Consider the following 15,835-nt stretch of genomic DNA (forward strand, 5'->3'; position numbering starts at 1 on the left):
CATAATTAATATGAGAGCGGGTTTCTGGAAATGGAGGCCCGCTTTTTTTTTGTTTCGCAGCAAACAATATCCGAACGCCGAACGTCGCGTCCATATTGCTATTTTTATATCAAATTATTTATAATTCTTCACAGATAAGTATTAAACCTGTTATAGTACTATTGGGAACAAAAGATATTTTCTGATTTTATTTGTACTAGTTATAAATAAGCTTACTTTTGGCGAAATTTATCTCTAAAGCCTTCATGAAAATACGCTTACTCTACGCCATTTTAGTCCTATTACTGGTCACGGGTTTCCCAAATGTACAGGCCCAAAATAATAGCACCGGACGAATTACCGGAAGGGTTTTGGATAAAAATCAGCAGCCTATCCCGTTTGCCTCAATTATTGTCGTTGGGTCAAATATCGGAACCACAGCCAATGCCGAAGGTATATTTCATTTGGAAGGGATTGCCGAAGGAAAGGTGGCTTTGAAAGCAACCTTCATTGGATATACCCTTCAACAACAGATTGTTAATGTCACTTCCGGACACTCAAAAAGTGTGAATTTTGAACTGAATGAAAGTACTTCTCAATTGGATGAAGTGATTGTATCGGCCGGCCGGAGGGTCGAATCGCTTGCTGAAACGCCCTCATCGGTAACGGTTGTCGGAGCAAAAGAAATCAACGCCTTGTCAACCATCAGTCCGAATATCGCCAATATACTTGCATTCTCAGTGCCCGGCCTGGGTGCATCGACCAACCAGACAGGAAATTCAGGTCAAACGTTGAGAGGAAGAAACTTGCTCGTTCTGATCGACGGAATTCCGCAGTCAACGCCGTTGCGGGCTGGAGGAAGGGATATCCGGTCGATCGACCCTTCGGTGATTGAGCGTGTGGAGGTTATCAAAGGTGCGACGGCAATCTACGGAAACGGTGCTGACGGCGGCTTGATGAACTATATTACCAAAACACCAAAAACGGACAAGAAAATAGGTGGATATAGCCAGGTGGGTTTTAACGGAAATACGAAAGGCGATAGTACACTGGGTTTCAGAATTTCACAACAGCTGTATGGAAGGATTCAGAAATTCGACTATATCGTTAGCGGGATGTATGAAAAAACAGGTGTTTATCGAGATGCAGAAGGCGAGGTAATTTCTCCTGATTATGGGTTAGGTGAAACGAAGATATACAACGGTTTCGCGAAAGTTGGATATAACTTCACCGATAAGCAGCGCGTTGAGCTGATGTATAACTATTATAGTTCCAACCAGCATTCGGCATATGTCTCCAAGGCTGGAGTATATGGCGTTTCGCCTGCTATTGGGGTTTGGGGCAAAAGAAAAGGAATCGACGAAGGAACACGCTACAATCATAACGCCAACCTTCAGTATACAAACAAGGCCATTTTCGGCAAAACCAGCCTGACGGCAAACATATACCTTCAGGATTTCTGGACGGTATATTCTAATTCGGAATCCTTTTACGGAAGCGGCCAGTCGGCCATTATTTCGAAGAAAAAAGGTTTCCGGATCAATTTGAATACGCCTTTTACGGTTTCCAGCAAGTTGTCTGGCGATGTGACTTACGGCGTTGATATATTAAACGACCAAACCGAACAAAATCTGGTAGACGGTAGGGTGTGGGTGCCACCAATTAATATGAACAACCTGGCTCCTTACGCTCAGTTGACAACCCAATGGTTTACTTATTTTAACCTGAAAACAGGTGTTCGTGCAGAGAATATCAAAATGGATATTGCTGACTACAATACGCTTGCAACCGGCCCGGATGGGAAGGGAAGCATTCCCGTAACCGGTGGAAAACTAAATTATAATGCGCTCGTTTTCAACGCCGGGCTGCGTTATTCGAAATATAAAATCTTCAATCCATTCGTAAGCTACTCGCAGTCATTCTCCATTTTTGATTTGGGAAGAATTTTGCGCGCAGCAACACAAAGTACCGTTTCTGCACTTGAAACCGAGCCGATTATCGTGAACAATTACGAGGGCGGATTCAGCAGTGAGTTGGGTAAATTGAGTTTGACGGCAGCATATTATTACAGTACTTCCAAATTAGGGTCTAATCTGTTACTGGTGGATGGGAAATACACCGCTGAGCGGCTCCCTGAGCGTGTTTGGGGGTATGAAGTACAGGTTGACTACAAAATATACAATGACCTTTTACTGGGTGGAAACTATGCGTTCGTGGAAGGCAAAGGGGATAAGGACGGAGACGGAAGCTTCAACGGCCCAACTGATAAGTACTTGAATTCCAACAGGATTACGCCGGTTAAGATCACCGCCTATGCGCGCTACAATCATAAAAAATTCAATGCGGATCTGAACTGGATATATGTTGGAAACAGGGATCGTTTCGAACCAAATGAGAAAGGTGTTTATCCGATTGGGGAAGGACCTATCAAAACTTATAATCTTTTCAATCTTTCCCTGGGTTACAAAATTACCCGAAGTCTGAGGGCTAATTTGGGAATTGAAAATTTATTGAACACCGCGTATTACCCTTCCATCTCCCAATTTTACGGAACGGATATCAACTACACACGGGGGAACGGACGGAGATTTAATTTGACAGTTGGGTATAGCTTCTAACAACGGAATGAAATGACGGTAAGGAAAATTATCGGTTTTTTACACCTTTGGCTCGGACTTGCGTCCGGGCTTGTTGTGTTTTTGATCGCGGTGTCGGGTTGCGCATATGTTTTTGTCGATGAACTCAAGCCGATAGTATACCACGACAGACTTTTTGTAGTTCCTGAAAATAAACCCAAACTACCAGTCAGTCAGCTTCTTGCGATTGCACAAAAAACACTCGGAGAAGACAAAGTGATTACGCGTATCGAGGTACCAAATGCGCCAGATCGTTCCCTGGCTTTTCGTTCCCAAAAGACAAATCCGGAAGGGTTGACGCATTGGGATTACTTTGAATATTATTACCGGGTGTATGTTAATCCATATTCCGGGACAATTATCAAGGTAGAGGATACCAAAAATGAGTTTTTTCAACTGGCGCTAAGCCTGCATATGCGCATGTTGTTCGGTGAAGAAATAGGCCACTATGTTGTCGGATATTCCGTTCTGGCATTTGTGCTGATATTGATTTCCGGACTCGTTTTATGGTTTCCAAAGTCGAAAAAGAAAATCAATGTCCGTGACAATTTTAAATTGAAGTGGAACGCCAAACGCAAGCGTCTCAATTATGATTTGCACAAAGTGCTAGGCTTTTATGCCTTTCTGATTTTGTTCCTGACCGCGCTTACCGGTCTCATTTGGGTATTTGAATGGGCCGAAGACTCCATGCGCTTTCTAGCCAATGGAGAAAGCATCGAAAAGACAAAGCCTATGAAATCGGATACTGCATTAAAAGGCGAGTCAGCTCTGGATATTGCTTATTTTAAGGCAGTTAACCATAAACCTGACGCTGTTTCCTATTTGGTTCTATTGGCTGCAAAACCTGACGCGACGATTAATATTCTTACCTATCTCAAAGATTGGAACAGATATGACCGCAACGTCGCGAGCTTTGATCGCTATTCCGGGAAATTGTTAAAAGAAACTTCTTTCGAGGACCTGAATAACGGCGACAAAGTATATCAGCTCAATTTCGACCTGCATACTGGTGCTTATATGGGCTTTTTCGGGAAGGTGCTCTCATTTCTGGCGGCTTTGGTATGCGCAAGTTTGCCAGTGACCGGCTTTTATATTTGGTGGGGCAAAAAATCCAAACAAAAAAAGCCTAAGTCGAAAGCGGTACTTGTGGGATGATTTGTTTAAATGAGGAAAAAGGGACGAAGGGAGGAAAGGGAGGAGAGGGAATTGATAAATTTTAGTTTTGGGATATCTTCTATAAACCCTCAATTTGCCCATTGTTCTCACACCAACTTTGCCATTATCCACGTATTCCCTCATTCTCCATTCACTCATTGAACATTGATCTTCTCAATCCCTCACTCATTTTTTAACTTAGGGTCGGGCAAGAAATTGTTTTTGATTATCTTTGCGGCATAATTAGATATCATGATTTATTTCTTCGAAGATCAACTCCAGAATGTTTTTGCTTTACAAACCGAGCAAAACCTCACGAACACGGATATTTCAAAACTTAGCTGGTTATTTGGCGGGGCCCAATTGAAAAATGAATCGGTTATCACCGATTTTTTTGTTGGCCCACGTGCTGCCATGATCACGCCCTGGAGTACCAATGCGGTAGAGATAACGCAAAACATGGATATTCAGGGGGTTATTAGAATTGAGACATTCACGAAGGTAGCGGAAGATTTTACAGCTTTCGATCCGATGTTATCTCAAAAATATACGGAACTTAATCAGGAATTATACACGATTAATATAAAACCTGAAGCAATTCTTGATATTGAGGATATTGCAGCATATAACAAGCAGGAAGGTCTTTCATTGAGCGATGAAGAGGTTGAGTATCTCGAAAATCTGGCCATCAAATTAGGGCGTAAGTTAACAGATTCAGAGGTATTCGGGTTTTCCCAGGTGAATTCGGAACACTGTCGTCATAAAATTTTCAACGGCACATTTGTCATTGATGGCGACGAGCAGCCGATTTCGCTGTTTAAAATGATCCGTCAGACTTCGGAGAAAAATCCTAACGGTATCGTTTCGGCATATAAGGACAATGTGGCTTTTGTAAAAGGACCTACTGTGCAGCAGTTTGCTCCAAAAAGACCGGATGTTCCTGAATTCTACGAGATAAAAGACTTTGAATCAGTACTTTCTTTGAAGGCTGAGACACATAACTTCCCTACTACCGTGGAGCCTTTTAACGGTGCCGCAACAGGTTCGGGAGGAGAAATACGAGACAGACTGGCGGGCGGACAAGGCTCTTTGCCGTTGGCTGGAACTGCAGTATATATGACTGCATATTCCCGTTTGGAAGAAAACCGGACTTGGGAAAATGGCGTAGCCGAAAGGCAATGGCTGTATCAGACTCCGATGGATATTCTTATCAAAGCGTCAAATGGCGCATCTGATTTTGGAAACAAATTTGGTCAGCCATTAATCGTTGGTTCGGTTTTGACGTTCGAACATGAGGAAGGCAATCGCAAAATCGGATATGATAAAGTGATCATGCAAGCGGGAGGTATCGGATATGGCGTTGCCGACCAGGCCAAAAAAGCAAAGCCTTCCGAAGGAGATAAAATTGTCGTTTTAGGTGGTGAAAACTACCGGATCGGAATGGGTGGCGCAGCAGTATCATCTGCAGACACCGGCCAGTTTGGTTCCGGTATTGAACTAAATGCGGTTCAACGTTCCAATCCGGAAATGCAGAAGCGTGTTGCCAATGCGGTGCGGGGAATGGTAGAAAGTGGTGAAAATTCCATCGTTTCTATCCACGACCATGGGGCGGGTGGACACTTGAACTGTCTGTCTGAATTAGTGGAAGAAACCGGCGGAAATATCAATCTCGATAAATTGCCGGTTGGTGACCCTACCCTTTCAGCCAAGGAAATTATCGGTAACGAGTCGCAGGAAAGAATGGGATTGGTCATCAGCAAAGAGCATATTGCCACTTTGCAGCGCATCGCCGACCGGGAACGTGCGCCGATGTATACCGTTGGAAATGTTACTAATGATCATCGTTTTACCTTTGAGTCTGCTTCGACCGGCCTGAAGCCAATGGATCTGAAACTGGACGATATGTTCGGCAGCTCGCCTAAAATGGTGATGCAAGACAACACTGTTGACCGGAAATACGAAGCCGTTTCATATGATATAACAAAAATAAATACTTACCTCGAACAGGTTTTGCAACTCGAAGCGGTTGCGAGCAAAGACTGGCTGACAAACAAAGTGGATCGTTGTGTGGGCGGTCGTGTGGCCAAGCAGCAGTGCGCTGGACCATTGCAATTACCGTTAAACAACGTCGGTGTAATGGCGCTTGATTTTCAGGGGAAAGATGGAATCGCAACTTCGGTTGGTCACTCACCATTGACGGCCTTGATCGACCCGGCTGCTGGTAGCAGAAATGCCATCGCAGAGTCATTATCCAATATTGTTTGGGCCCCTTTGAAAGACGGATTGACAAGTGTATCACTTTCAGCAAACTGGATGTGGGCTTGCAAGAATGCTGGTGAAGACGCGCGACTATATAAAGCAGTGAAAGCTTGCTCCGAATTTGCGATCAGTCTGGGAATCAATATCCCGACGGGAAAGGATTCGCTTTCGATGAAGCAGAAATATAAAAACGATGAAGTAATCGCTCCTGGAACGGTAATTATCTCTGCAGCAGGCCATTGTGATGACATCCGCAACGTCGTTGAGCCGGTTTTGCAAAAAGACGGCGGGGCGATATACTATATCAATCTTTCCCAGGACATCTACAAATTAGGTGGTTCGTCCTTCGCGCAGATATTAAACAAGATCGGTTCTGAAGCTCCCGATGTACTGAGTGCCGAAAGTTTCATAAAAACATTTAATACCATCCAGTCGCTAATTAAGGGCGGGCATATTCAGGCTGGTCACGACATCGGCAGCGGTGGCTTGATCACCACTTTGCTTGAACTTTGTTTTGCAGACCGAAACCTGGGTGCAGAAATTGATCTTTCAGCTTTGGGAGGTCAGGATATCATTGAGACGCTTTTTGCAGAAAATATCGGGATCGTATTCCAGGCCGACGCTGCTGCAGAAGCATTATTAGCTCAGAACAATATCACCTTCCACAAGATTGGTAATGTTACCGAAATCGCAACCTTGCAAGTTAAAAAAGCAGGAGATGCGTGGAGTTTTGATATCGATCAATTGAGAGATACCTGGTTCAAAACATCTTATTTGCTGGATCGCAAGCAAAGCGCTGGCAATAAGGCGAAGGAGCGTTTTGATAATTATAAAAATCACGTTCTTCAGTATCAATTCCCTACTCAATTTGACGGGAAATTGCCGAAGACAGATACTTCGAGACCTCGTCCAAAAGCAGCTGTAATCCGCGAGAAAGGAAGTAACTCTGAACGTGAATTGGCTAATGCGATGTACCTGGCCGGTTTCGACGTGAAAGACGTCCATATGACCGACTTGATTTCAGGTCGTGAAACTTTAGAGGATATTAAGTTCATTGGTGCTGTTGGTGGATTCTCTAACTCTGACGTACTTGGCTCTGCAAAAGGATGGGCCGGAGCGTTTTTGTACAACGAAAAAGCAAAGGCTGCACTCGAAAATTTCTTTAAGAGAGAAGATACCCTTTCGGTGGGTATATGCAATGGTTGCCAGTTGTTTGTAGAACTCGGGCTGATCAATCCTAATCACGAAGAGAAACCAAAAATGCTGCACAACGAAAGCCATAAACATGAAAGCGGATTTACTTCACTGAAAATTCAGGAAAATAATTCCGTGATGCTTTCCACGTTGGCAGGATCAACATTGGGAGTGTGGATATCTCACGGAGAGGGTAAATTTAAATTGCCATATTCAGAGGATCAATATCAAATCGTAGCAAAATATGGTTACGAAAGCTATCCAGCCAACCCGAACGGTTCGGAATATAATACGGCGATGATGTGCGATAATACCGGCCGTCACCTGGTCATGATGCCGCATATCGAACGTTCATTGTTCCAGTGGCACTGGGCCAACTACCCTGCCGGACGCCAGGACGAGGTTTCTCCATGGATGGAGGCTTTTGTAAACGCCCGCCTTTGGTTAGAAAATAAAAAATAATCTTTTCTAAAAGGTTAAACAGAAAATCCTGCTGATGCATTTCGGCAGGATTTTTTTGTTTTTGGCTGAAAGTAGCACGGAATACTCAGGTACATATTATATATATTATTTTCGGTTCTTCCGAGTATAATATTTGTCGACTTTCGCTTCCTCTTGTTGTTAAAGAGTGCCGAATCCGGCTGACTCGTCTGTCACCGTCACCCACATCTCTTCTCCCATTCCTTTTTCAGGACCCCGTTAATAATTTGAATTAAAATAAGTTTTATTTTTTTTAATTTTAGAATAAGGGGAATTCTGTACAATTAAGTCTTCCAATTATTACAAACTCGCCTACTTATGACACAAGTGCTACCAAGCCAGGAAAAAAAGATTTCGAGTCCTTTTTTGCCAACAACTCAAAAGGAGTCGATTATCTCAAAGCAGACTGACGCCAACTTTTTCATCAAGGCAGCATTCGAAGAATGTCCTTCAAAGGGGCTCGAATTGCTTTTTCGGCGATTCTATAATCCGTTGTGCAGCCATGCGGTTCGCTTTGTGTATTCACGGCAGATCGCCGAAGATTTGGTAAGCGAGGTATTCTTTCAGTTGTATCGCACAAAGGCATATCAGAATATTAACTCGTCCTACACGAGCTATCTTTTTCGCGCGGTAAGAAACGAATGCTATACTTATATGCGGCGCGAATTTAATCGTACCGACTCGTTGGACAATACGCAGGAAAGCGATTTATCGAGCTCGAATCAGCAGCCGGATGCTGAAATCCATTATAACAATCTGATTAGAAAAGTAAATGAAACGATCGCCCAGTTGCCTGCGCAATGTCAGCGAGTGTTTTTGATGAGCCGTTTTGAAAATAAGAAATACAATGAAATAGCAGAGGAGCTCATGATTTCCCCAAAAACCGTGGAAGTGCATGTTTCCAAGGCGCTGAAGTTTCTCAGACTGGCTTTGAACAAGGAATGGCTTTCGTCTCAGGCGGTAATCCTTCTTTTTATCGCTCAGCAATCTATCTGACACTCCCAATCACCCAAAGAAACGAACATTATGATATCAAAATATACACTCTTTGAATATCTGTCGGGGAGGTCTAACCCATTAGAGCGACGGGCGATCGAGGATTGGCTCAAAGAACCCGGGAACGCTGAGGCATTCTACGAGTGGGTTATGGAATGGGAGATCCAGTATCCGCAATTTACTCCGAATCAGGAAGCGGCTGTACAAACACTTTTGAAGCGCATCGATTTGGGTGCTGATACCGCTGAATTGGACACAGAAGTCCTTGAAAAAGAAAACTCAAAGCGGATTAACCCACTCAAATTTTTTTTAGCAGCAGCTTCGGTTCTTTTTGTAGTAGGAATAGGCTGGCGATTTCAAGAACCGATTATATACAAGTTTTACAGAACGGCCTATGGACAAACAACAAACGTTTATCTCGAAGACGGCAGCCGCGTCGCACTGAATTCCAATTCAATTTTAAAAGTGCCTCGCATCGGTTTCTGGGGAGATACCCGACAAGTGCTTTTGGAAGGAGAAGCGGAATTTTCAGTAAGTCACACAGTTGATGACAAGCGGTTTATAGTCAAAACCTCGGACAGCTTTAAGGTAGAGGTCTTGGGTACTAAATTTTCCGTTTTTGCCCGACCACGGGGTACCAGCGTCGCTCTGAAATCCGGTAGTGTTCGAATAGATTATCAGCTGAATGAAACGGATCATAACGTATTGATGAAGCCAGGCGACCTGGCTACACTAGACAAATCCGGGGTCGTTCGAGTCGGAAAACAGGCCAACCCTCAAAACTTCGCGCTGTGGAAAACCAAAAGATATGCTTTTAACGGAACCTCGGTCGCTGACATCGCTGCGATTATTCGTGAGAATTTCGGCATTAAAATCAAAGCAGATTCTGAAATTCTGAATCGAAGAATTACAGGAAATTTTCACACAGAAAACGTCGATGAACTTCTAACGACACTATCAGACGTCCTGGATTTAAAAACGCAGTTCCTGTCGAAAGACTCTGTTTACTTATCTAATTACTAACTCACCTAATCCCAAGTTTATGTATCTAAAACTCATTCCATGGAAGTGGACAGGAATCGGGATTGCGTTGCTCGTGCAATCGTCGCCTGCCGTCATGTCGCAATCTATCGCTATGGCAACGTTTCCCGCTTCACAGAAATATGCCTCCGGCAAGCAGGAAATGAAGCTAAAAAATGCACTTTTAAGCCTGCAACGCCACTATGCAGTCGAGATTATTTTTGAAGATAGGCAGGTCAATCCGCTTGAAGTCTCAACAGCTTCTCTGGATTTTAATCTCTCTGTTGAAAAAAACCTGGATAATATACTGAAAACGAATGGCTTGAAATATAAAAAAACTAGAAATGGACAGACATATATTATCGTAGAACAAAAATCCAAATCAATAAATCCTTCGAACTCGCAAGCACCGGCACAGGACCGCACGCCAATTCCCATGGAAGCGATCGGTTCCACAGCTTTACCCACTATTACATCAGTAATGGCGGTGGATAAAAGTGTTAAAGGAAAGGTCAGCGATGAGTCAGGAGCAGGATTGCCAGGAGTAAGTGTTGTACTGAAAGGTACGCAACGCGGTGCATCGACAGACGCTAATGGCGATTTTGCGATGGAAATTCCGGAGGCTGTCGTTGGGCAAGCAGTTCTGATATTCAGTTTCGTGGGTTATGTCAGCAAGGAAGTGGTTCTGGGAAACCAGAGCGAAGTTGCGGTGAGCCTTACGCCTGAAACCAATGCCCTGGCTGAAGTGGTGGTAGTTGGTTATGGTACCGTAAGAAAATCTGATTTAACAGGTGCAGTCGGAACCGTTAAAGGGGATGTATTGCAGGAGCGCCCTGCTTCTTCCCTTAACCAGGGTCTTTCGGGCCGTATTACGGGGGTGAACGTATCATCCAACTCAGGGAGACCGGGTGGCCGGGCCAATATCCGGATACGTGGAGCCAGCTCTATAAGCGTATCGAATAACCCGTTATATGTTATCGATGGAGTCATTTTGAACGCAGTGGATCTCCAGAACGGAAGTACACCGATTGATTATCTTAATCCAAATGACATCGCCTCAATTGAAGTACTCAAAGACGCTTCTTCTACGGCAATATATGGTGCCAGGGGAGCAAATGGCGTAATTTTGGTGAGTACAAAACGCGGAACTTCCGGTGGAGGCAGAGTCACATATGATGTAGATCTTGGAGTGGGATATGCTCCTAAAACATTGCCGGTTCTAAATTCTAAGGAATTTTTGGCTGTTGAAGATCAGCTTTATGCTAATGCTAAAAAGTATGATCCCGTGGGATGGGCTACCGGAACCAAATATACCGATCCTAAATTGAAACGGACCAATCCATTGCTGTTCGATTCAAGTGGCAATCCGTTATATGATACCAACTGGCAAAAGGAAACTTTCAGAAAAGCATTTCAGCAAAACCATCAATTAGGTTTAACAGGCGGAAATGAAAAAGGAAGCTATGGAGCATTTTTAAACTATCGTAACGAAAACGGGATTGTTCAGGAATCTTGGCAAAAAAGGTTTGCAGGTCGTTTTGTATTTGATAGTCAAATCAAAAGCTGGCTTAAAGTGGGAGGAAGTTTAGGCTATACCGACCAGAATGAAAAACAAATAGACGAGCTTGGAGGCGGCGGTATCACTGCTATGCGCCAGGTTTTGGAAGAGCTTCCTATTATTCCGGTTAAATATCCTGATGGCTCATGGGCAAGTAACAGAGATTACCCTGGAATGGAGGGCGGAGACAATCCGATCCGGGTTGTCAATGAAAGGCTATCGTATATCCGGACGCAAACCATGCTGGGCAACATATATGCAACGATCCGCCTTGCAGAAGGTTTAGAATTGAAATCAACTGTGGGAACTAATGTTATTAACCAGCGCAGAGATTACTTCGCTGCTGCCGGACTGCAATACATTTCTGGTACTGGTAATGCATCAATTACCAACAACAGGTTCAATTCATGGCAATTCGAAAATTACCTGACGTATTACAAACAATTTGCCAAAATCCACTCCATTAACGCGATGGCAGGTTTGTCCTGGCAGCACGTGGATCAATTTGGATCAGTTGCACAAAACTCGGGCTATACAGACACTTATTTTGAATACAACAACCTTGGAGCGGGAGCAACAGCTATCAACCCCACTTCCACTGCGTCGGCTTATGGTCTTAACTCCTATTTTGCGAGGTTGAACTATGGCTTGATGGATAAGTATCTGGTCACTTTCACGGGCCGGGTCGATGGTTCTTCGAAATTTGGTGAATCTAACCGTTACGCATTTTTCCCGTCAGCAGCTTTGGCGTGGAGAGTGTCGGAAGAGGAGTTCCTGAAAAATGTACCGTCCATCTCCAATCTGAAAGTGAGAGCGAGCTATGGCGCCACGGGTAACTCAGAAATTCCTGCATATCGCGCTTTGGCAGGTATGGCGAATTACAGCGTAATATTCGGAGGTGCTAACAACCCGGGGATCGGAGTTGGTCGTATGCCAAATTCTGATTTGCAATGGGAAAAAACACACCAGATCGATTTTGGTCTTGAAGTGGGCCTTTTCAACAACAGGTTGAGTTTTGAACTGGATCTTTATCGCCGCAAAGTAAATCAAATGCTTTTGGATGCTCCATTACCGCTGAGCAGTGGATATAGCACGATCTACACCAACATCGGTAGCATGGAAAACAAAGGTTTTGAATTTGCAGTGAACTCGACGAATGTTAAAACCGAAAACTTCTCATGGAGTACTACTTTCAATATTTCAACAAATAAGAATAAAGTATTGGCACTAACAGGTGGTAGCGATATTTTTTCAGGAAATACTGTGATTAGAGTCGGCCAACCAGTTGGGTCGTTTTTTGGAAGAGAGAATCTTGGAACCTGGTCGACAGCTGAGGCCGAGCAGGCAAAAAAATATGGAAGATTGCCTGGTGATATCAAATTTCTGGATTTGAATGGTGATGGTGTCATGAATGACAACGATCGTACTATTATTGGAAAAGGGATACCAGATGGCTTTGGTACTTTATTGAATACTGTCACCTACAAAGGTCTTTCTTTGACAGTTGATCTGCAGTTTATGTACGGAAATGACGTTTTGGACAGAAGTATCCATTCGGCTGAAGACAGACAAGGCATTGCCAATAGTTATAAAACCGTTCTGAACGCCTGGACAGAAACAAACCAAAATTCGCCAATTGCCCAGGTTCGTCCGATTAACGCTTATTATGATACATTCAACGATAGCCACAAAGTAACAGATGGTTCTTTTATCAGAGGGCGAAATTTGCTACTTGCCTATACATTCCCGGCAGCGATTGTTTCAAAAATGAAACTGGATCGTCTGAGAGTTTATGGCTCAGTTCAGAACTTCTTTGTAAAAACCAAGTACTCTGGCTACGATCCCGAAGTTTCCAACTCTGGCTCTCCGTTCGATCAAGGGTTTGGATTATATGATTACCCAAAACCTAGGGTGTTTATGGTAGGTCTTAACATTGGACTCTAATTTTTACTGACACTTTTTTGAAGAAGAAACTATGGACAAGATGTCAAAATATAGCTTAGTAGCCTTAATAGCCGGTGGGTTGTGGCTGACGGGATGCTCCGATTTTTTGGAGGAAAGCGATCCCAGTAATTTTACGGTGGAAAACTATTTCACAAAACCTTCACAGGCCCGCAACTCTGTGAACTCAACATATGCTAGTTTACGCGACCCATTAGGAACAGGTTTTGGTGGAGCAACATGGTATATGACGGAGTTCGCTACCGGATTGGCCGCAACCGATCTGGGCCAGGCGGTGAATAGTTATTATATCAAAGATCTCAGAAATACTTCTGACAATGGCTATGGCCGGTCTTACTGGGCGTCTTACTACAAAGGGATTGCCAATGCCAACCTTTCGATTGCGAAAATACCACCCATCGTAATGGATGAAAATGAGAAAAAGCGACTATTGGGCGAATCGTATTTCCTCAGAGCTTTTTACTATTTCAATCTCGTGCAAATGTTCGGGAATATTCCATTGGTGACAGAGCCGATGAGTCTTACCTCAGAACAACTGAGACCACCGGCCGCAACAGCCGAAGAGGTATATGCTCTGATCGTTTCCGACTTGAAAACAGCAGAAGCTGCAGGTTTGCCATGGGTAGATGCTTCCGGGAAAGTGAGTACAGGAGCAGTGAAGTCATTGCTTGCGAAAGTATACCTGACTATGGCAGGATTCCCTCTTCAAAAGGGTGCTGAATATTACGATCTTGCTGCCAAGAAAGCTGAGGAAGTGATTGACTCCAAACAATTTAAGTTGTTCACTACTTATGCCGATCTTCACAATCCGGCGAAGAAAAACATAGAAGAGAATATTTTTATGGTGCAATGTCTGGCTCCGATCACTACCAACGGTAGCTGGCAGACAGGAATTCTTCCCTACAATAAGAATATTTCTGCGTATTCAGATGAAACTGGCGGGATATATTCCACCATCGATTTTGTAAAGTCCTACGATCCTGCTGATTTGCGTGTCAAAGAAAAACAGTTCTTTTACACTTCCTACACAAATGAAAAGGACAGAACACAGGTGGTTGAGCTGGGTGGATATTTCTTGTGGAAACTTTTTGATGTGGAAGCTCAGACAACAACGCAGACAAGTACCTTGAACTGGCCCGTGATCCGTTATGCAGACATTCTGTTGATATATGCGGAGGCTTCCAACGAAGCTGGTGCACCAACTGCGAAAGCATATGAGGCGGTGAATGCGGTTAGAAAACGTGCTGAATTGAAGGAGTTAGCAGGTTTGTCTCAAGCTGAATTCAGAGAAGCGGTGTGGCGTGAGCGCTGGTACGAGCTTTGCTTCGAGAACATCACCTGGTTTGATATGGTGAGACTTCGTAAAGGTTTCAACCTGACAACCAAGAAATTTGATGACTACGTCGGGTATAAATTTAGCTACGGACCAACTGTAACAACTCGGGAATTGCTTTTCCCAATACCTACGGACGAAGTTCTCAATAACAAAAACCTGAAACAGAACACTGGTTACTAATTGATAGAAAGATATGGTATTCAGAAAGCCATTGGTCATTTTGACTGATGGCTTTTTCTGTTGGTGACGATGAATTGTTCGAACGGACTTTTCCGAAGCACTATATCAGTCCGACTTCGTGTAAAATCGGCTGCCTTTACAGGTATATTTGGTTGCATACCATCTTGTAATATCAAATCGTTCAAACTCATCTTACCGCCAACCCATATGAAAGCAGGTATATTGTCCATTCTTTTTGTATTGATCACCACAGGTCTTTTTGCTCAGACGGGTAAAGTTTATGACAATTTAACAGTGCCCAGCAAACTGCTGAAAGGCGATCGGAAATTTGCCATTTACCTGCCTCCGGGTTATGAAAGCTCGGACAGAAGCTATCCAGTTCTTTATTTGCTACATGGCGCCGGGGATGATCAGACTGGTTGGGTACAATTCGGTGAAGTATTGAATATTACGGATAAGGCCATTCAGGAAGGGAAATCTACCGCGATGATCATTGTAATGCCTGACGCCAATACTGGCCGCCGCGGCTATTTCAATGATATCAAAGGAGACTTTGCTTATGAAGATTTCTTTTTCACAGAGCTCATGCCATATGTTGAAAAGAAATATAGGATCAAGTCTGAGAAAAGATTCCGTGCTGTCGCCGGGCTTTCAATGGGTGGAGGAGGAAGCTTTATGTATGCTTTGCACCATCCGGAATTGTTCTCATCGGCGTGTCCTTTAAGCGCATATGTTGGACCGCTGAATGTAGATGAGCTCAAAAAGCGTTTGTCAAATGATAATCCGAATCTGAAAGATGAAGACGTTTTAAAATATTATCAGAGACACAGCGCATTGCCGTTGATCGAGAACATGCCCGACGATCAGAAAAAAGCAGTTCGCTGGTATATTGACTGTGGAGATGATGACTTCTTGTATGAAGGTAACTCGCTGGTTCACATTGCAATGCGCAAAAAAGAAATAGCCCATGAATACCGTGTCCGTCAGGGAGGCCATACCTGGACTTACTGGCGGACGGCTCTGCCGGAAGTATTAGAGTTTGTTTCTCAAACTTTCCATCAGTATTAATCAGGTTTGCTG

8 protein-coding genes are annotated in these 15,835 nt (G+C 43.7%); all 8 read left to right on the forward strand.

Annotation, left to right across the window (positions count from 1 at the left end; translation table 11 throughout):
- Nucleotides 1–245 precede the first annotated feature (245 nt).
- The 8 genes from AC1XUD_RS13045 (at nucleotide 246) to AC1XUD_RS13080 (ending at nucleotide 15,823) form a co-directional block, all read left to right on the forward strand.
- Nucleotides 246–2,597, forward strand: coding sequence for a TonB-dependent receptor (locus tag AC1XUD_RS13045; protein WP_483361448.1), 2,352 nt, complete (start codon nucleotides 246–248; stop codon nucleotides 2,595–2,597).
- Nucleotides 2,598–2,609: 12 nt separating this feature from the next.
- Nucleotides 2,610–3,770, forward strand: coding sequence for a PepSY-associated TM helix domain-containing protein (locus AC1XUD_RS13050; protein ID WP_483361449.1), 1,161 nt, complete (start codon nucleotides 2,610–2,612; stop codon nucleotides 3,768–3,770).
- Nucleotides 3,771–4,022: 252 nt separating this feature from the next.
- Nucleotides 4,023–7,685 (forward strand): phosphoribosylformylglycinamidine synthase, encoded by a 3,663-nt coding sequence (gene purL, locus AC1XUD_RS13055; RefSeq protein WP_483361450.1) that lies wholly within the window; start codon nucleotides 4,023–4,025, stop codon nucleotides 7,683–7,685.
- A gap of 336 nt (nucleotides 7,686–8,021) precedes the next feature.
- Nucleotides 8,022–8,699, forward strand: coding sequence for an RNA polymerase sigma-70 factor (locus AC1XUD_RS13060; protein ID WP_483361451.1), 678 nt, complete (start codon nucleotides 8,022–8,024; stop codon nucleotides 8,697–8,699).
- Between the two features lie 30 nt (nucleotides 8,700–8,729).
- Nucleotides 8,730–9,722, forward strand: a complete 993-nt coding sequence (locus tag AC1XUD_RS13065) for a FecR family protein (RefSeq protein WP_483361452.1) — start codon at nucleotides 8,730–8,732, stop codon at nucleotides 9,720–9,722.
- Nucleotides 9,723–9,741: 19 nt separating this feature from the next.
- The gene (locus AC1XUD_RS13070) at nucleotides 9,742–13,221 is read left to right on the forward strand and encodes a SusC/RagA family TonB-linked outer membrane protein (protein WP_483361453.1); all 3,480 of its coding nucleotides are present in this window, start codon (nucleotides 9,742–9,744) and stop codon (nucleotides 13,219–13,221) included.
- Between the two features lie 40 nt (nucleotides 13,222–13,261).
- Nucleotides 13,262–14,755: a RagB/SusD family nutrient uptake outer membrane protein gene (locus AC1XUD_RS13075; protein ID WP_483361454.1), complete on the forward strand. Its 1,494-nt coding sequence runs from the start codon at nucleotides 13,262–13,264 to the stop codon at nucleotides 14,753–14,755.
- A 207-nt stretch (nucleotides 14,756–14,962) separates the two neighbouring features.
- Nucleotides 14,963–15,823 (forward strand): alpha/beta hydrolase, encoded by an 861-nt coding sequence (locus AC1XUD_RS13080; protein WP_483361455.1) that lies wholly within the window; start codon nucleotides 14,963–14,965, stop codon nucleotides 15,821–15,823.
- Nucleotides 15,824–15,835: the final 12 nt, after the last annotated feature.

The sequence above is a fragment of the Dyadobacter sp. HNCC25DJ184 genome, assembly GCF_056895215.1.

What these genes read in the sequence shown, in the direction of transcription:
- AC1XUD_RS13045 (WP_483361448.1), top strand. Translation starts at nt 246, where the DNA reads ATGAAAATACGCTTACTCTACGCCATTTTAGTCCTATTACTGGTCACG.
- AC1XUD_RS13050 (WP_483361449.1), top strand. Translation starts at nt 2,610, where the DNA reads ATGACGGTAAGGAAAATTATCGGTTTTTTACACCTTTGGCTCGGACTT.
- purL (WP_483361450.1), top strand. Translation starts at nt 4,023, where the DNA reads ATGATTTATTTCTTCGAAGATCAACTCCAGAATGTTTTTGCTTTACAA.
- AC1XUD_RS13060 (WP_483361451.1), top strand. Translation starts at nt 8,022, where the DNA reads ATGACACAAGTGCTACCAAGCCAGGAAAAAAAGATTTCGAGTCCTTTT.
- AC1XUD_RS13065 (WP_483361452.1), top strand. Translation starts at nt 8,730, where the DNA reads ATGATATCAAAATATACACTCTTTGAATATCTGTCGGGGAGGTCTAAC.
- AC1XUD_RS13070 (WP_483361453.1), top strand. Translation starts at nt 9,742, where the DNA reads ATGTATCTAAAACTCATTCCATGGAAGTGGACAGGAATCGGGATTGCG.
- AC1XUD_RS13075 (WP_483361454.1), top strand. Translation starts at nt 13,262, where the DNA reads ATGTCAAAATATAGCTTAGTAGCCTTAATAGCCGGTGGGTTGTGGCTG.
- AC1XUD_RS13080 (WP_483361455.1), top strand. Translation starts at nt 14,963, where the DNA reads ATGAAAGCAGGTATATTGTCCATTCTTTTTGTATTGATCACCACAGGT.